This is a genomic window from Brumimicrobium sp. (genome assembly GCA_023957385.1).
In the GTDB taxonomy this organism is placed as follows: domain Bacteria; phylum Bacteroidota; class Bacteroidia; order Flavobacteriales_D; family Crocinitomicaceae; genus Brumimicrobium.
The window spans coordinates 264,637-281,786 of the sequence record JAMLGZ010000002.1 but is presented as its reverse complement, the minus strand read 5'-3'; the positions used below and the strand labels follow the sequence as shown (position 1 = coordinate 281,786).

The following is a 17,150-nucleotide window of genomic DNA, read 5'->3' as shown; positions in this document are numbered from 1 at the left end:
TTCTTAAGCGAATAGTTCTTTCAACACCTCCTCAATACGAGAGCATTGCACAATTTCGATTTTAGATTTTTGTGCGTCTATTCCTTTATTGTCTTTGGCTACAATTATCTTTTTAAAGCCTAATTTCTCAGCTTCTGAAATACGTTGGTTGATACGATTCACTGCTCTAATTTCTCCAGATAAACCAACTTCTGCAGAAAGACAAATGTTCTTTTCGATAGCTACGTCCACATTAGAAGATAAGATGGCAGCCACCACCGCTAAATCAATAGCCGGGTCATTTACCTTGATTCCACCTGCAATATTTAGGAATACATCTTTTGCACCTAATTTAAAACCACATCGTTTTTCCATCACAGCAAGCAACATATTTAATCTCCGCAAATCAAAACCGGTAGCGCTTCGCTGTGGAGTTCCGTAGGCCGCAGTGCTCACTAAAGCCTGCACTTCAATTAACATAGGTCGTAAACCTTCTAAAGTGGCTGCAATGGCGACTCCCGAAAGTTTATCCTGATGACTTGAAATTAAGATCTCGGACGGGTTTTCTACTTGACGTAAACCATCTCCTAACATTTCATAAATACCCAATTCATTGGTAGAGCCAAAACGGTTTTTAATGCTTCGCAATAAACGATATACATGATTACGGTCGCCTTCAAATTGCAAAACAGTATCCACCATGTGTTCCAAAACCTTTGGTCCAGCAAGCGAACCTTCTTTGGTAATATGTCCAATCAGAAATACAGGCGTATCAGTTTGTTTCGCAAAACGCAATAATTCTGCGGTACATTCTCTGATTTGAGAAATACTTCCAGGAGAACTTTCAATGTTCTCACTGTGTATTGTTTGGATAGAATCAATAATTACCATATCTGGCTGAAGGCTTTCTGCATGGGAAAAGATACTTTCCAGTTGAGTCTCAGTTAATAAGTAACAATTCGGGTTTAAGTCCCCAATGCGCTCTGCCCGCATTTTAATTTGTTGTTCGCTTTCTTCTCCCGACACGTATAAAATCTTACAATTTTTTTCCTGCATTGCCATTTGGAGCATCAAGGTAGATTTTCCAATACCAGGCTCACCACCAAATAGCACCAAAGAACCAGGCACCAAACCACCACCCAATACACGATTAATTTCTCCATCCACCATATTCGCTCTTTGCTGTGGTGCATCTTCAATTTCATGGATGGCATGAGGTTGAGCTTGTCGCTTAGAGAATTTTGAGAAGGCTGTAACCTCCTTTTTCCCTTTACTTACCACTTCCTCTACAAAGGTATTCCACTCGCTACAAGATGGGCAACGTCCTAACCATTTGGGCGCTTCATAACCGCAGTTTTGGCAAAAATAGGCTGACTTAACTTTACTCATTTGTTCTATTTAATTCTCTCAAATATGCAACTAATTTTTCAATTGCTCTACTTCGATGACTACAGGAGTTCTTTTCATCCAATGACATTTCCGCAAAAGTTTTTCCTTTGTTTTCAGGTTCAAAGATCGGGTCATATCCAAAACCTTCAGTACCCGTTTTTTCAGTTCGGATAGCTCCTTCAACAATGCCTTCAAACAAATGTTGTTCACCATCAATTACCAAAGCAATCACTGTTTTAAAATGTGCCTTTCTATTGTTTTCAGTTGTTAATTTTTGCAGCACCAGATCCATATTATCATCACTGTTCTTTTGGGGTCCAGCATAACGTGCGCTATACACACCAGGTTCACCGTCCAAAGCATCTATTTCTAGTCCCGTATCATCTGCAAAACAATTATAGTTGTAGTTCTCAAACACGTATTTTGCTTTTTGAAGAGCATTTCCTTCTATGGTTTTTTGGGTTTCTGGAATCTCCTCATGACATCCAATATCACCCAATGTTTTAACTACTACAAAATCAGGAAACAGATTCTGAATTTCCTGGGCCTTATTGTTATTATGTGTAGCAAAAATGAGTTCTATTTTATTCATACGAGGAGTAATTGTAAGAAATACAAAGATAAAATAAGTTCCATTTTTTCTCTCTTCATCTCCAGCTATATTTTGAAATATACTATTCCCTCACACTTCTTATCATACATCAATGCCCCCTCCTAACTTCCTTAGTATCTTTGTATCAATAAAAACAATGAGTTATGAATTTTAGAAACATTGAAGCAATTATAGCCCCCCCAACTCCCCACATGGTAGGTGATGGATTTAGAGTACATGGATTTATTCCAGGTGTTCCAAAATTAAATTTTAACAGAATGGATCCATTTCTTGTATTGGATTATAATTCTAAATTCTACATGTCCCCAACAGATACACCGAGAGGTGTAGGTGTACATCCACACAAAGGATTTGAGACAGTAACGATTGCTTATCACGGCAGCGTAGCTCATCATGATAGCAGCGGAGGTGGTGGTGTTATTCACCAAGGTGATGTACAATGGATGACGGCTGCAAATGGAGTTTTGCACAAAGAATTTCATGAAGAAAATTTCAGCAGACAAGGGGGTGACTTCCAAATGGTGCAACTTTGGGTAAATCTACCAGCAAAAGATAAAAGAAGTGCTCCTAAATATCAGGCAATCTCCAACGATAAAATGGGAAAGCATATACTAAAAGATGATGCTGGATATATCGAAGTAATTGCAGGGGAATATTTAGATACAAAAGGACCTGCTTCTACTTTCACTCCTGTTCACATGATGAATGCAAAGTTAAATAAAGGAGGAAAAGCAACATTTACATTCCCATTTAACTATACCACTTTTGCTATTGTTATTGAGGGGACTGTAAAAATGAATGACCAAGAAATTCCGCAAGACCATTTGGTACTATTCGACAATAAAGGAGAAGATTTTACTATTGAGGCCAATGAAAATGCGATTGTACTTGTCTTAAGTGGTGAGCCTATTAGAGAGCCTATTGCAGCACACGGTCCTTTCGTGATGAATACCCGTGAAGAATTGATTGAAGCATTTGAAGATTTCAATATGGGGAAGTTTGGATATTTAGAATAGAAACAAAAAAGACATATACTTGTTACACAAAAAAGTAAACGTATGAAGATAGATATTTGGTCAGATATCCGTTGTCCATTTTGCTACATAGGAAAACATAATTTAGAGCAGGCATTATCACAATTTAAAGATGGTGATAAGCTAGAAGTGGTATGGCATAGTTATGAATTAGACCCAACGATAGAGACAGATGAAAACATCAACACCTTGGATTATTTTGTTCAAAATAAAGGGATTAGTAAAGAACAAGCACAACAAATGATGCATCATCCGGTAGAGATGGGGAAAGAGTTGGGTTTAGTTTTTAACTTCGATAAAGCTGTCGTTGCTAATTCATTTAAAGCACATCGTCTGATCAAGTTGGCTCAAAAGCATAATAAGGCCAATGAAGCCGAAGAAGCATTATTCAAAGCGCATTTCACTGATGGTGTAAACATTGATGACAACCAATCTTTACTAAAAATTGGAAAAGAAATCGGTATAGATGTAGCTGAAATTGAAGCAATTTTTACTTCGGACATTTATACACAAGAGGTTAAACAAGACATCGTTCGTTCACAGCAATTGCGTATATCAGGTGTGCCTTTTTTTGTGTTTAATAATAAATATGCTATTTCAGGAGCCCAACCAGTAGAAACATTCACAAGGGCTTTAGAAAAAAGTTACCATGAATTTGCTCAAGAGAATAATATCGAAATTCTAAATCAGGGTGATTCATGTGATATGGATGGAAATTGTGATTAGATAAATATCTATCACTTCATTAACTCTCTTATCTGTCCTTCCAGATGTTCTTTATATTCATCAAATAGAGATCCAGTTGCTGGTCCATCAAATCCTGTATGAGTAGAAACAATCTTTCCATTTTTATCAAGTAAGAAAGAAGTTGGGTAAGAGGAGAAACTATCTATCATAGGAAAATAGGAAAATACACTTTCTGGAACAGGTGTCCCCGCAACTAAGATTAGCATATCCACATTTCTGCGCTGTTTAAATCCTTTTACACGTTGTTTTCTCACTTCTTCACTGGAGGAAGTTTCAAATGCAACAGTCACGATAGCAAGATCAGGGAATTTTTGCTGCAATTCTTTGAAGTAATTAAGCTCATCGATACAGTTAGGGCACCAAGTACCAAAGATGGTAACAATAGCCACCTTGTCTTTGATTAAGTCATTAAATATATGTTGCTTCCCATTTTCATCTTTTAAGTCAAGATTAAAAGGCTTATCATTTATGATTTTAGTTGCAGTAAGTGGATCTTTTAATGCGAAATCAGCGTCTTGCACGGAAATCGTATGGATATTACTTCTAAAGACAGTATGCATTACTCCAAAAATTGTATCATTTCTCCACTCTCCTGTAATTTGGAAGATAGAATTTCCCATAAAATTACTCAGGTAAAAGTTATTTCTTTCCACCTTTCCTTCTAGAAATCGATAATCACCAGCATTAGTTCGGATTGTTCCATAAATTACATCTCCTTGTTGGTATGTAAATACTAATTCAGCATCGTAGCTTCTATCAGGCAATATTACGTCTGTCTTCCAACGCCCATCCAGCTTCATTGTCTCCTTAGAAGTTGACTCTATATTCCCTTTTATTAATTCTGCTCGGATTGGTCTTTTAGCTACTGGCTCCTTCTCAAAATTCACCCAATATCCTGTCAGTATATTCTCTTCGCTTGGTGTAAAACAAATTTCAGCATTATAATCAATGAAATGATAGAATGTGGTATCATTCACTGTTCGACTAGGCTTCAACTGAATAACTTCTTCAGCATTTTTAATATTCAAATATTTTTCTCCTTGAACATCTTTAAAAGAAATACGGAAAGGAAGCCATTCATCAATATCATTTTTGATAAATAAATTCCAATTATCAGCTTGTGCTTGAGTATAAAATGTGGTGGCTAAGGTGATAAATAAACAGGTGAGGTATACTAATTTTTGCATGTAATTTTTCTGAAGTTCAAAAATAATAATCTTTTTAAATGTAAACAGAAAATGTGCCAGATATAATCAAGAAATTATGAGATTATACCTATTTTCCACTACTTTTGTAAAAACAAAATACTTGAAACTAAATAATAATCATAAATCGCTTGAAGAGGTACACGAATCCGTTGACCCATCTCTGAAGAAATCAGGGTGGAAACGTTTGTTGGCTTTCTTAGGTCCAGCGTATCTTGTGAGTGTCGGTTATATGGATCCAGGGAATTGGGCAACAGGAATTGAAGCAGGAAGTCAATTTGGCTATACCTTGATTTGGGTTATTCTGATGTCCAATATTATGGCACTGCTATTACAAACCCTGAGCACCCGTTTAGGTATTGTTCGTGGGCTAGACTTAGCTCAGGCCTCACGTCACACCTATAACCCAATTGTTAATTTTTCACTCTATATTTTAGCCGAGATAGCCATTGTAGCATGTGATTTAGCAGAAGTTATTGGAATGGCTATTGGGTTAAATCTGCTTTTTGGACTACCAATGATCTGGGGAGTTGCTATTACCGCTTTGGATAGCTTTATCTTACTCTTTTTATTGCATAAAGGCATACGTAAGATGGAAGCTTTCATTCTGATGCTAATTATCATAATAGGTATTTCATTTTTTATTCAAATGTTTATTGCAGAGCCAGATATGCATGGAGTAATAGAAGGGTTTATTCCTTCTATACCAAACAGTACTGCGCTTTATATTGCTATTGGGATAATTGGCGCAACAGTAATGCCTCACAATTTATATCTACATTCTTCATTGGTGCAATCACGTAAAATAGAACGTACTACGAAAGGGATTAAAGAGGCGTTGCGATTTAATTTCATAGATTCTGCTATTGCTTTGAATATGGCGTTCTTTGTTAATGCAGCTATTCTTATATTGGCTGCTTCTACGTTCTATTCCAATGGAATTCATGTGGCCGAAATACAAGATGCGCATCAGATGTTAGAACCTCTTTTGGGTACAAAGTGGGCTCCGATGTTATTTGCTCTAGCCTTAATTGCTGCAGGGCAAAGTTCTACTATTACAGGTACATTAGCTGGTCAAATTGTAATGGAAGGTCACCTCAATTTACGTATCCAACCGTGGGTGCGCAGACTCATCACTCGGTTATTAGCTATTGTACCAGCTATTGTTGCAATACTCTATTTTGGTGAAAGTTCCACGGGAAAATTATTAGTATTGAGTCAAGTCGTATTAAGTCTTCAACTTGGGTTTGCCATCATACCATTGATTCACTTTGTGAGTTCCAAAGAGTTGATGAAAGGATTCCATATTAAAACAACTCTCAAGATTGCTTCTTGGTTCATAACACTTATCATAGTTGGATTTAACATTGGATTAGCATACAATGAAATCAATCGATGGCTTGAATCGGTTGAGCAACCTCTATTCATTTGGATATTTGTTGTTCCTTTTGCAATATCTCTGCTTCTTCTACTCATTTATATTACGTGTGAACCGTTTATTGCAAAACGTTCTTTCAAGAAGAAAAATATGGTTCCTCACATCACTAATGTGGATATGGGTAAGTTACAACAAAGTAGACAATATCAGCACATTGCAATAGCTGTAGATTTTTCTGAATCAGATAAGAGAAGTATTTCTACTGCTTTACAATTAGGAGGAAATACTGCCAAATATACCCTAATCCATGTGGTAGAAACCGTTGGGGCTAAGATATATGGAAAAGAAACGCAAGATTTTGAGACAAATAGTGACCAGCAGTATTTGCAGAACTACCAAGCACAACTTCAAAGTCAAGGTTATACGATAGAAACCAAGCTTGGGTTTGGTATTCCAAAGAACAGTATTCCAGAAATTGTAAACAACAGTGATGTAGATTTATTAATTTTAGGTGCGCATGGACACACAGGAATCAAAGATTGGTTGTTTGGAACAACCGTTGATGCGGTTCGACACAGGGTGAAAGTTTCAGTAATGATAGTAAAGGACAACTAGAGTGACTTTGTTCTACCACCATCTACAGGTAAATTAATTCCATTGATATAACTCGCTGCGGGAGTTGCCAAAAAGGCAACTGCATTTGCAATCTCTTGAGGTTCTGCTATTCGTTTCATTGGCACAGAAGCAGCCATGCTATCTACGATTTCTTGATAATCTAATCCAGAAGATTTTGCTGTCTCACTCTCTGCTATTGATTGAATACGAGATGTGTTTGTCGGGCCAGGTAAGATATTATTTACTGTAATATTAAATTGACCTAATTCATTCGCTAACGTTTTACTCCAATTGGCAACAGCACCACGTATCGTATTAGAAACACCCAACCCATTCAAAGGTTGTTTTACACTGGTTGAGACAATGTTAATAATCCTGCCATATCCTTCTTCTCGCATAATGGGGTAAAGTGTTTGAACCAAAACATGATTACAAATCAAATGTTGATTGAAGGCATCTATAAATTCCATTGCTTTCGCATTACGAATAGGCCCACCTGTAGGTCCACCTGTATTATTAACTAAAATGTGCGCCTTTTTCTTTTCAGCCCAATGCTGTATTTTTTTCTCTAATTCAAGTGGCTTAGAAAAATCGGCAACGATATAATCATTTTTCGCATTAGGAGTCAATTCTTTTAATACCTGCTTTAGCTTTTCTTCGTTTCGTGCAATCAAAGTAATGGAGGCTCCCAATGAAGAAAGTGTCATAGCAACTTGTTTACCAATACCCTGTGTACTACCACACACAATAGCATGTTTTCCTTTTAGATTAATTTCGATCATTACCCAAAATAATTAACAATATATCATGATATACGCAAAATCTTAAATTAAGTTCTCCAAACAACTATATTCTCTCTATTTTGGATATCTTTGTCTTAATACAAAATAAGATTTTATGAAAAAACAGATTTTAATTGCCGGGATAGCTAGTTGCTTGCTCATTGCTTGTAACCATACTGACGCCCCACAGGAAGAACATCATGAAGTTGAAGCAACTGAACATCATGAGCATGAAGAGCACAATATTGAAGCAATTCAGTTAATTGATGGTCAAAAATGGACTATCAATGAAGAAATGAAACCTTTTATTGAAGAAGGAGAAAAATTGGTAAATGCGTATCTTCAAGAAAAAGATGAAGATTATAAAAGTTTAGCCAATAACGTGAAAGAGGCAAATAATCATTTAATCAAAAGTTGTACTATGGAAGGTGAGAGTCACGATGAATTACATAAGTGGTTACATCCGCATTTAGACTTAACAAAAGCTTTGGGTGAGGCTGAAAACATAGAAGATGCTCAGAAAATTGTAAATGAATTAGAGCATTCTTACCAAACTTTTCACGAATATTTTCAATAAAATATTTCAATTTAGTATCGTAGTATAAATTTATTTCAATTTTATCTACTAAAAATGATTCATTTTATTCAAACTTTTATATATTTGAAATCTTATATAACTATACAACGTATAAATACTTCAAAATGACACGTAAGATTATACTATTTACACTAACAGCATTGCTTCTTCTTAGTTGTGATACAACTGGCGATAAAAACATTGTAAAAGCTAAAGGAGGAGTTCGATACGGAGGAACTTTCCGTTTTATGTCGAGTGAGAAAGTAACAAATCTTTTCCCTTTAGAAACGACAAATATTTATGCAAACCGAGTTGCATCTCAAATATTTGAAGGATTATTAAAGATTGATCCAGCTAGTACAGATTTGGTTCCTTCTATTGCAAAGGAATATAGTATAAATGACAATGCTACCGAGTTTACATTTATTCTTCGTGATGATGTATTCTTTCAAGATGATGCTTGTTTCACAAATGGAAAAGGTCGTAAAGTAACAGCTTCTGACTTTAAATATTCTTTAGAATTTGCTTGCTCTAACAATCCTATGAACCAAATGTCACATTTATTGATAGATAAGATAAAAGGAGCTAAAGAGTTCTACGATGGCAAGAGTAAGAATGTAGAGGGAATTGTTGTAAAAGACGATTACACCTTAGTTATTCAATTAGAGAGTGCATTCTCTGGTTTTGGAAAAGTATTGTCCCATGTAGGGCTCTCTGTATTCCCTAAAGAAGCTGTAGATAAATACGGTGACCAGATTCGCATTCATCCTGTAGGAACAGGAGCTTTCAAACTAGATAAGATGGATGACACTCAGATTGTTTTGGTTAAAAATAATCACTATTACAAAAAGGATGAATTTGGTAATCCACTTCCATTCCTAGATAATATTGTTATGACCTATAGCCAAAATAAGACAGACGAATTACTTTCATTCAGAGCTGAGAAGATTGATTTAGTGCTAGATATTCCAGTTGAGGAAGTAAAGAATGTCTTAGGCTCTCTTACAGAAGCTAAAGACGGCAAAAATGTAAAACATATTGTAGATTCTAAAACTAGTATGAGTTTGACCTATTATGGTTTTGCCAATGAGAGTAAAGAATTTTCTGACATAAGAGTTAGAAAAGCATTTAACTACGCTATTGACCGACAAACCATTATTGAATCATGGTTAGAAGGTGAAGGATGGCCAATTACAAATGGTTTTGTTCCTAAAATTGAAGGTTATCCGTATGAAAACGTAAAAGGTTTTGATTTCAATATTGCAAAAGCAAAACAATTAATGAGTGAAGCAGGATATCCTGATGGAAGAGGCTTCCCTACTATCACGCTTTATGTAAATGCTTTGGAAGGTTCTGCTGAAGATAAGTTGGCAAATGCAGTAAAGAAATCTTTAAAAGAAAACTTAAATGTTAATATTGATATTAAACTTGTTTCTATAGACGATAGAGAAAAAGCAATCGCAGAAGGAACAGCTATTTTCTGGAGAGCAGGCTGGATAGCTGACTATCCAAGTCCATCCAACTTCCTAAGCTTATTCTATAGCAAGAATATTTCTGAGCACAATACTACTATTAATCCATTCAAATATAAGAATGAGACATTTGATAAGTATTATGAAGAAGCTTTACAAGAGCCTAATCGTGAAGAAAGAATGAAATTATTTGTTAAATGCGACCAAATTATTATTGACGATGCCGTTGTAATGCCTATCTTAATAAAAGATTATATTACTATGGTTAATCTAAGAGTTAGAAAATTTGTAACAAATGAAATTGAGACCTTAGATTTCTCTAGCATTTATATCAAAGAAGTAGAATAAATATAAATTATATCCTCTCAGCTTGCAAATTGAGAAAAAATTAAATGCCATTCCGATAGGAGTGGCATTTTAGGTTAAAAATAAAAGTATATTTACCATCCATGGAACATAAATTATCTTCTGTAATTATCACTCTCAATGAGGAACGCAACATCGCAAGATGTATTGATAGTTTACGCTCCTTTTCAGACGAAATTATCGTGCTGGATGCATTCTCTACAGATAACACCGTTGAGATATGTAAAGAAAAAGGCGTTAGCATTCATCAAAGAGAATGGAAAGGATATTCCAACGCTAAAAACTATTTACAAGAACTTGCCCAAAACGAATATATTTTATCAGTTGATGCAGATGAAGCTCCAGATCTAGAATTACAAAAGGCTATTCAAAAAGAAATTGAGAAGGGATTGGAAGGGATATATGTGCTTAATCGCCTAACTAATTACTGTGGGCAATGGATTAGACATTCTAGTTGGTATCCAGATAAGAAGATTCGTATCTTTCCAAAATCACATACCAAATGGACTGGAGAATTTGTTCACGAAGAGCTTGAATTCGATACTAACTTCTCAGCCAAAGAACTCCCTGGGCATCTCTTACATTATTCCTATTACAATCATAGAGAACACAGAGAACGAGCAGATAAGTATTCTTTGTTGACTGCTCAGAAATTGTGGAAGAACGGAAAGAAGGCAGGTTTTCTCAAACCATATATTAGCGCCATCGGAAGATTCATTACAATGTATTTTATTAAAGGTGGTATTTTAGATGGAAATGGAGGATTTCATATCGCATTGATTTCTGCGCAATCTAACATTTTAAAATACAAAGAATTAAGACGATTACAACATGAAGAAAATAAATAATCCACATACTATCTTAATAAGTAGGACAGATAGTATTGGCGATGTTATCTTAACTCTTCCGATTTGTAGTTGGCTCAAAGAACAATATCCCCAGATAAACATTATCTTTTTAGGAAGAAAATACACAGCGCCCATAATAGCCTGTTTCTCTGCGATAGATTCATTTATTGATTGGAATGAAGTAGAATTGCTTTCGGAAAAAGAACAAATTCAATTTATCCAAGCCAAACAGATTGATACATGCATACATGTATTTCCCAAGAAAGAAATAGCTCAATTAATGAAAAAGTCAAATGTGAAAAACCGAATTGGAACTTCTCATCGCTTCTTCCATTGGGCAACTTGTAATATATACATTCACTTTACCCGAAAGAACTCTCCCTTACATGAGGCTCAACTCAATTTTGAGTTGTTACGACCTTTAGGCTTAACACACTTGCCAAATAAAAATCAAATTCAAGAATATCTAACAGAATTCAAACCTATTGGAGCGCTATCTAATTTCTTACAAGGAATAATTCAATTGCCAAATAAAAAGATCATTCTCCATCCAAAATCTCAAGGGTCTGCCGTAGAGTGGCCTATCGAAAACTACATAACTTTAGCCGAAGAGTTAGTACAAGAAGGATATGTAGTATGCTTCTCAGGAACAGAAAATGAAGGATTACAATTTAGAGATAAGCTGCCTCAACATGCACATATTATTGACATCTCTGGAAAGAGTACCTTAAAAGAATTCATCACTTTTATTTCTCAATGTGATGCGTTAGTAGCATGTAGCACTGGACCTCTTCACATAGCTGCTATTTTAGGGATACAAGCCATAGGGTTATATACAGATCTTTCTCCTATGCATCCTGGAAGATGGGCACCTATTGGAGAGAAGGCTCTTGCACTAACGATAGGCAATACAACAAATCCAAAATTAGAAGATATCACACAGATAAGTGTATCAAGTGTAATACAAAAAATTAAGGGTTAGAAATATCTAACCCTTACATATCAAAAAAATAGATAATACAATCTATTTAGAAAGCTCGTTTGAAATCAGATTAATATCTAACCCCTTTTGCCTTATCTTCTTTTTGGTATTTTGCTTGAAGACGCAACCAATAGAAAGCTCCAACAAAACCTACTAATAAAGCAGTTATATTGAAAATATTTCCAACGTGATCAAATATAATATCACATGTCCAAAGAAGACCATCTCCAATCGCGTAAACTACATCTGTATAATTCATAACAAAATATTTTGCCTACAAATATAATCTTTTTTTAAAACTAGCAACAAAAAGATGAAGTTTTATTAGACATTTGAATAACTTTGTTTCGTTATAAACAAATTTCATGATAAAGCAATTTGCAAGTAATAATCCGCTCGTACTTACCTTAATTCCAGTATTGGTATTAGTGCATTTAGTGCTGGGTTTTTATTTTCCTAATTTCTCAAACCTTATGGAAGGCTCTGATAATTTGTGGAATATTGATTTTTATGCAATCCCTATGCTTTATTCTAAAATCATTGCTTTCTTTCTTATTTGTGGAAATGCCTTCTTATTAAATTATATATTTAATTCCATTGAGTTTTATGACAGACTCACATTCATTCCAAGTATTCTTTATATTTCTTTGCTCTTTCTTTTCCCTATAAGTCTCCAATTAAGTGAAGATTTAATTTCTCATCTTTTCTTCATTATATATCTCTATCACATATTTAAAATTAAACAAAATGATGATGCTCGAAACAGTTCTTTCTTGGCAGGATTCTTTCTTGGCATATCTGCCTCCTTCTTACCTGTCTTTAGTATTTTTCTTATCCTAATTCATATCGCATTAATTATAATTCGTCCTTTTTCGCTTCGAGAACATCTTCTACCATCCATTGGATTTATTATCCCATTCTTATGGATACCTCTAGTAAATATGGATTTTCTACAAAATCTCATCTTATTTAGAAGTCAGTTGCACTACTCTAATGTCAATATAGGCATCCTTATTGTCACTATCGTTGTAGTAGGTATCCTGATTATTATTGCACACAAAAAAATCTTGGAAAGGAGATTTAAGAGTTCCATTCACTTCCGTAAGATGAATTCTATCACATTAATCGCTTTTTTTCTAACTATCTTTACGTGTATTTTTATCTTGGGAGTTTCTGATTCTTATTTCTATATCACAATTAGTGTGACTGTTCTTCCATTCATCTTATCATACGCTTTTTTGGATTTGAGGATAAAATGGGTGTCCTACATCTTATTCTATTGCTTGCTAGCGATAAATGTTATTAAATTCTTCGTTTAACTTCTTTCATTCGGAATTATATCGTAATTTTGTAAGCTGAAAATCAATAAAAGAAGATTATGAAATTTGGAGTAGTTACTTTCCCTGGATCTAATTGCGATGGAGATACAATTCACGTACTAAAGAACGTACTTAACCAAAAGGTTGAACATCTTTGGCACAAAGATTCCGATTTAAAAGGATGTGATTTTATTGTGCTTCCGGGTGGGTTCTCTTACGGTGACTACCTACGTTCTGGAGCTATTGCTCGTTTCTCCCCTATCATGGCTGAAATCTATAAGCATGCCGAAAAAGGTGGATATGTACTTGGTATTTGCAACGGATTTCAAGTATTGACAGAAGCCCGTTTATTAGAGGGAGCCTTACTTCATAATGATGTACAAAAATTTGTTTGTAAAAATATATATCTTAAACCTGTAAGTAAAAGTAGTGCGATTACCAAAGGACTAGATAGAAATAAGGCGTATAAAGTTCCAATCGCACACGGAGAAGGGAGATTCTATGCATCTAATGATACGATTAAGAAACTACAAGATAAAGATCAAATTCTTTTTAACTATGTTACAGAAGAAGGTTTAGTTGATGAAACTTCCAATCCAAATGGCTCTCTTCTAAATATTGCAGGAATAAGCAATGAAAGAGGAAACGTTATGGGAATGATGCCTCATCCTGAAAGAGCCTCTGAAGGCATATTAGGAAATACAGATGGCCGATTGCTTCTGAGATCCATCATTGAAAACTGTAACCTATAATTTTGATTCTTTGGTTTACTGTATTCTAAGTAAACTATGTCTCTATGATTATTCGAAAAGCTAAACACGACGAAGCATACTCTATTGCTCCTCTCTTGCTATCTGCTATGGAGGGAATCTTGTACGATTTTATAGGTGAGGTTAACGCTGAAAAAGCACTCTCTTTTCTTACAGAATTGGTGAGTGAAGAACGAAACCAATATTCCTATGAAAATTGTTGGGTGGTTGAAGATAATCAATTGATTATTGCTGCTGCATGTGCATATGATGGCAATATGCTAACAGAATTAAGGGAACCTGTTGCACAAAAGATTATGCTTCAATTTCATAAAGAATTTAGTCCAGAAGACGAAACAGATGAAGGAGAAATTTATATAGATTCTATCGGAGTTTCAACTAACTACCAAGGAAAAGGGATAGGAACAAAATTACTTCAATTCTTGATAGATGAATATGTTTATAAACAGAATAAAACACTCGGACTATTAGTTGAAGAAGAAAATCCACAGGCTAAAAAATTATATATTCGCCTGGGGTTTCAAGTGCAGGGAATTAAATTACTTACAGGGAAAAAACTTGAGCATTTACAAATAAGTCCACTCTCGATTTTATAACATACGAATTATATTCACGATTCGTTTTAACTTTTTGTTTATTTTTGACATGAGTAAATTTCGGTATATGCAATCAAAATGGTTTTTTTTCTTCTTTTTAGCTTTTTCTCTCATTTCATGTAAAGACAAAGTCAAAGAAACATATATAATAGAAATTGAGAAAATGGTGCATTCTTTGGATAGCCTACAGGAAATTTCAGAAAATTTTGATAAATCTCAAATTGACCAAATGCTAGAAAAAATTCATCTTACTTTATCACACATAAAAAGTCATGAGAATATGGATACCATTTCTTATGTCTTAGCCAGTCAATATGACACCTATAAAGACATACCCACAACTATCTCCATCAACTCAGGAAACTTAGCAAAAGTTAAGGTAGCCATTCCTGAAGTAAAAGAGAAACTAGAAGATTTAAAACATGATATACAAAATGGTATAAATGAAAGAGATAAATATGAAGAGTTTTTAGAATTTGAAAGAAACAAAGTAAAAGAGATTGAGACCGTATTAGAGTACTACACCTCTATCAATCAAAAATATATACTCCTCTATGATTCACTTCAACCTATTATGGAAGAATTCAATACAACTTGGGAAATAAAAGAATAATGAAATACTTTTTAACCATATCAATTATCCTTTGTTGTTATACTCTTTCACTGGGTCAAAGTACCGATGAGCAACTAGCTAATTACTATTTTAATCAAGGAGATTGCGAAAAAGCCATTCCTTATTTCCAAAAAATATACCCTAAAAACCCCTCGCCAACCAACTATTCCCGTTATTTATCTTGTTTACGTGAAACTCAAAACGATAAAGAAATTATAAAATTGATTTCTAAGCAAATTGATATTTATCCAAATAACTATGAATACCCTATTCAATTAGGTAAAGAATACGAACGCATGGGAGATGTATCAAAGGCTGAAAAGATATACAAAGGTCTTATCAGCAATCTACCCACAAATGCATCTTTAATTATCACCCTGCAACGTGAATTTACAAAGGCCAATAAAAATCAGTTGGCACTCGAAGCATTAGAGAAAGGTCGTTCTTTATTAAAGGGTAATTACCCCCTCAATGTTCAATTTGCTGAAGTATATGGTGCTCTCGGTCAAACTGATAAAATGATCAAAGAATATATCACTTTACTAGATTATAATCCATCTATGCTTTCTTCATTGAAAATAATCCTCCCTCAAATGATTGATTTTCAAGATGCGAATAATGAGCGTTTCAAGATATTTGAACAAGAAGTACTACTCAAAATTCAGAAAAATCCTAGTGATGAAGTATATGCTAATCTACTTATTTGGTCTTTTGTACAACAAAAAAACTTCTCAGCAGCACTTGTTCAAGCTAAAGCCCTTGACAAGCGAACTTCTAATGACGGTAGAGAAGTTTATGCCTTAGCTAATCAAGCCCTACAAAACAATGATTTTTCTACTGCACGGAAGGCATATCGCTATATTTTAGACTTAGGGGAAAGTAAACCATATTATTATACAGCTGAACAGCTTCTGCTAAATACACGTTTTAAGGAAATCACCATTGTACGCAATTATTCTCAAGAGGATATCGATCAAACTATCAATGAATATAAAGCTGTTCTCAATCGTATTCCTAAAAATGGAAAAGCACTACCTATTGTTCAAGAATTAGCCTATATCGAGGCATATTATGGAAATCAAGCAAATGAAGCTATCCGCTTATTAAACGAAGCTCTTACCTATCCAAAATATAATGATTTAGAAGAAGCTAAACTAAAGATATTATTAGCGGATATTCTCCTTCTTAATAATGAGATATGGGATGCGTCTCTCCTATATATGCAGGTAGAAAAAGCTTTTAAATATGAACCAATTGGAGAAGAAGCTAAATTTAAGAATGCACGCATTTTCTATTATGATGGTGACTTTAAGTTTGCACAATCTCAATTGGATATCCTCAAAGAAGCCACTACTAAATTAATTGCCAATGATGCTATGAATTTATCTATATTCATAACTGAAAACCTAGGTTTGGATTCTAATTACGTAGCTATGCGACAATTTGCAAAAGCAGATTTACTAGTAGAACAACATCAATATGATGCTGCTTTTCTAATCTATGACTCTATAAGTAGAAATTTTCCTAACCATCAACTAATGGACAACATACTCTACAAAAAAGCAGAAGCCTTCCAATACCAAGGAAAGTGGGAAGTCGCTATAGAATATCTTCAAAAGATTGTAGATGAATTTCCGGAGGATATTTTAGCAGATGATGCCTTGTATCAAATCGCCTTGATATATGAAAATCATTTATTTAACAACAAAAAGGCATCGGATTATTATTTCCAACTAATGAAGGATTATCCAGGTAGCCTCTTTGTTACTGAAGCCAGAAAAGCATATCGAAATATAAACTAAGCTGACTCTATGTTTAACTGTTGTCATACCACAAAAGTGGTATTTTTCATCTATTTTGAGCTT

Annotated in this window: 17 protein-coding genes; 12 read left to right on the top strand and 5 right to left on the bottom strand. The window is 34.5% G+C overall.

Going from position 1 to position 17,150, the window contains the following annotated elements:
• Positions 1-3: 3 nt before the first annotated feature.
• Positions 4-1,368, bottom strand: a complete 1,365-nt coding sequence (gene radA / locus M9897_12470) for a DNA repair protein RadA (protein MCO5269698.1) — start codon at positions 1,366-1,368, stop codon at positions 4-6.
• Positions 1,361-1,951 (bottom strand): non-canonical purine NTP diphosphatase, encoded by a 591-nt coding sequence (locus M9897_12465; GenBank protein MCO5269697.1) that lies wholly within the window; start codon positions 1,949-1,951, stop codon positions 1,361-1,363. Before M9897_12465 ends, radA begins: the two co-directional genes overlap by 8 nt.
• Before the next feature lie 173 nt (positions 1,952-2,124).
• Here M9897_12465 and M9897_12460 point away from each other — a divergent pair, with 173 nt between their 5' ends.
• Positions 2,125-2,997, top strand: coding sequence for a pirin family protein (locus M9897_12460; protein MCO5269696.1), 873 nt, complete (start codon positions 2,125-2,127; stop codon positions 2,995-2,997).
• A gap of 42 nt (positions 2,998-3,039) precedes the next feature.
• On the top strand, positions 3,040-3,741 hold the full coding sequence (locus M9897_12455; GenBank protein ID MCO5269695.1) for a DsbA family oxidoreductase: 702 nt from the start codon (positions 3,040-3,042) through the stop codon (positions 3,739-3,741).
• 11 nt (positions 3,742-3,752) lie between these two features.
• Here the strand turns inward: M9897_12455 and M9897_12450 are convergent, their stop codons facing one another.
• Entirely contained in the window at positions 3,753-4,949 is a 1,197-nt protein-coding gene (locus tag M9897_12450) for a TlpA family protein disulfide reductase (GenBank protein MCO5269694.1), read from the bottom strand.
• Between the two features lie 76 nt (positions 4,950-5,025).
• Here M9897_12450 and M9897_12445 point away from each other — a divergent pair, with 76 nt between their 5' ends.
• Positions 5,026-6,960 (top strand): Nramp family divalent metal transporter, encoded by a 1,935-nt coding sequence (locus tag M9897_12445; GenBank protein MCO5269693.1) that lies wholly within the window; start codon positions 5,026-5,028, stop codon positions 6,958-6,960.
• Here M9897_12445 and M9897_12440 read toward each other — a convergent pair.
• Positions 6,957-7,739, bottom strand: coding sequence for an SDR family oxidoreductase (locus tag M9897_12440; GenBank protein MCO5269692.1), 783 nt, complete (start codon positions 7,737-7,739; stop codon positions 6,957-6,959). The genes M9897_12445 and M9897_12440 overlap by 4 nt on opposite strands.
• Before the next feature lie 118 nt (positions 7,740-7,857).
• On the opposite strand from M9897_12440, the gene M9897_12435 reads away from it, so the two are divergent.
• From M9897_12435 to M9897_12420, 4 genes are all read left to right on the top strand, one after another.
• Positions 7,858-8,319 (top strand): hypothetical protein, encoded by a 462-nt coding sequence (locus M9897_12435; protein ID MCO5269691.1) that lies wholly within the window; start codon positions 7,858-7,860, stop codon positions 8,317-8,319.
• A 125-nt stretch (positions 8,320-8,444) separates the two neighbouring features.
• Positions 8,445-10,139 carry an ABC transporter substrate-binding protein gene (locus M9897_12430; GenBank protein ID MCO5269690.1) on the top strand — a complete coding sequence of 565 codons (1,695 nt, stop codon included), beginning with the start codon at positions 8,445-8,447 and terminating at the stop codon, positions 10,137-10,139.
• 101 nt (positions 10,140-10,240) lie between these two features.
• On the top strand, positions 10,241-11,005 hold the full coding sequence (locus tag M9897_12425) for a glycosyltransferase family 2 protein (GenBank protein MCO5269689.1): 765 nt from the start codon (positions 10,241-10,243) through the stop codon (positions 11,003-11,005).
• Positions 10,989-11,987, top strand: coding sequence for a glycosyltransferase family 9 protein (locus M9897_12420; protein ID MCO5269688.1), 999 nt, complete (start codon positions 10,989-10,991; stop codon positions 11,985-11,987). The genes M9897_12425 and M9897_12420 overlap by 17 nt, the downstream gene beginning before the upstream one ends.
• Before the next feature lie 70 nt (positions 11,988-12,057).
• Here M9897_12420 and M9897_12415 read toward each other — a convergent pair whose 3' ends face one another.
• On the bottom strand, positions 12,058-12,246 hold the full coding sequence (locus M9897_12415; GenBank protein ID MCO5269687.1) for a hypothetical protein: 189 nt from the start codon (positions 12,244-12,246) through the stop codon (positions 12,058-12,060).
• A gap of 106 nt (positions 12,247-12,352) precedes the next feature.
• On the opposite strand from M9897_12415, the gene M9897_12410 reads away from it, so the two are divergent.
• The 5 genes from M9897_12410 to M9897_12390 all read left to right on the top strand — a co-directional run bounded on the left by M9897_12410 (position 12,353) and on the right by M9897_12390 (position 17,087).
• Positions 12,353-13,306 (top strand): hypothetical protein, encoded by a 954-nt coding sequence (locus M9897_12410; GenBank protein MCO5269686.1) that lies wholly within the window; start codon positions 12,353-12,355, stop codon positions 13,304-13,306.
• 59 nt (positions 13,307-13,365) lie between these two features.
• On the top strand, positions 13,366-14,058 hold the full coding sequence (purQ, locus tag M9897_12405; GenBank protein ID MCO5269685.1) for a phosphoribosylformylglycinamidine synthase subunit PurQ: 693 nt from the start codon (positions 13,366-13,368) through the stop codon (positions 14,056-14,058).
• A 44-nt stretch (positions 14,059-14,102) separates the two neighbouring features.
• Positions 14,103-14,672, top strand: a complete 570-nt coding sequence (locus M9897_12400) for a GNAT family N-acetyltransferase (GenBank protein MCO5269684.1) — start codon at positions 14,103-14,105, stop codon at positions 14,670-14,672.
• A gap of 67 nt (positions 14,673-14,739) precedes the next feature.
• Entirely contained in the window at positions 14,740-15,285 is a 546-nt protein-coding gene (locus M9897_12395; protein ID MCO5269683.1) for a hypothetical protein, read from the top strand.
• Positions 15,285-17,087 (top strand): tetratricopeptide repeat protein, encoded by a 1,803-nt coding sequence (locus M9897_12390; protein MCO5269682.1) that lies wholly within the window; start codon positions 15,285-15,287, stop codon positions 17,085-17,087. The genes M9897_12395 and M9897_12390 overlap by 1 nt, the downstream gene beginning before the upstream one ends.
• Positions 17,088-17,150 lie beyond the last annotated feature (63 nt).

What these genes read in the sequence shown, in the direction of transcription:
- M9897_12425 (MCO5269689.1), top strand. Translation starts at nt 10,241, where the DNA reads ATGGAACATAAATTATCTTCTGTAATTATCACTCTCAATGAGGAACGC.
- M9897_12460 (MCO5269696.1), top strand. Translation starts at nt 2,125, where the DNA reads ATGAATTTTAGAAACATTGAAGCAATTATAGCCCCCCCAACTCCCCAC.
- M9897_12395 (MCO5269683.1), top strand. Translation starts at nt 14,740, where the DNA reads ATGCAATCAAAATGGTTTTTTTTCTTCTTTTTAGCTTTTTCTCTCATT.
- M9897_12400 (MCO5269684.1), top strand. Translation starts at nt 14,103, where the DNA reads ATGATTATTCGAAAAGCTAAACACGACGAAGCATACTCTATTGCTCCT.
- M9897_12455 (MCO5269695.1), top strand. Translation starts at nt 3,040, where the DNA reads ATGAAGATAGATATTTGGTCAGATATCCGTTGTCCATTTTGCTACATA.
- purQ (MCO5269685.1), top strand. Translation starts at nt 13,366, where the DNA reads ATGAAATTTGGAGTAGTTACTTTCCCTGGATCTAATTGCGATGGAGAT.
- M9897_12390 (MCO5269682.1), top strand. Translation starts at nt 15,285, where the DNA reads ATGAAATACTTTTTAACCATATCAATTATCCTTTGTTGTTATACTCTT.
- M9897_12420 (MCO5269688.1), top strand. Translation starts at nt 10,989, where the DNA reads ATGAAGAAAATAAATAATCCACATACTATCTTAATAAGTAGGACAGAT.
- radA (MCO5269698.1), bottom strand. Translation starts at nt 1,368, where the DNA reads ATGAGTAAAGTTAAGTCAGCCTATTTTTGCCAAAACTGCGGTTATGAA.
- M9897_12410 (MCO5269686.1), top strand. Translation starts at nt 12,353, where the DNA reads ATGATAAAGCAATTTGCAAGTAATAATCCGCTCGTACTTACCTTAATT.
- M9897_12435 (MCO5269691.1), top strand. Translation starts at nt 7,858, where the DNA reads ATGAAAAAACAGATTTTAATTGCCGGGATAGCTAGTTGCTTGCTCATT.
- M9897_12450 (MCO5269694.1), bottom strand. Translation starts at nt 4,949, where the DNA reads ATGCAAAAATTAGTATACCTCACCTGTTTATTTATCACCTTAGCCACC.
- M9897_12430 (MCO5269690.1), top strand. Translation starts at nt 8,445, where the DNA reads ATGACACGTAAGATTATACTATTTACACTAACAGCATTGCTTCTTCTT.
- M9897_12445 (MCO5269693.1), top strand. Translation starts at nt 5,026, where the DNA reads ATGAGATTATACCTATTTTCCACTACTTTTGTAAAAACAAAATACTTG.
- M9897_12415 (MCO5269687.1), bottom strand. Translation starts at nt 12,246, where the DNA reads ATGAATTATACAGATGTAGTTTACGCGATTGGAGATGGTCTTCTTTGG.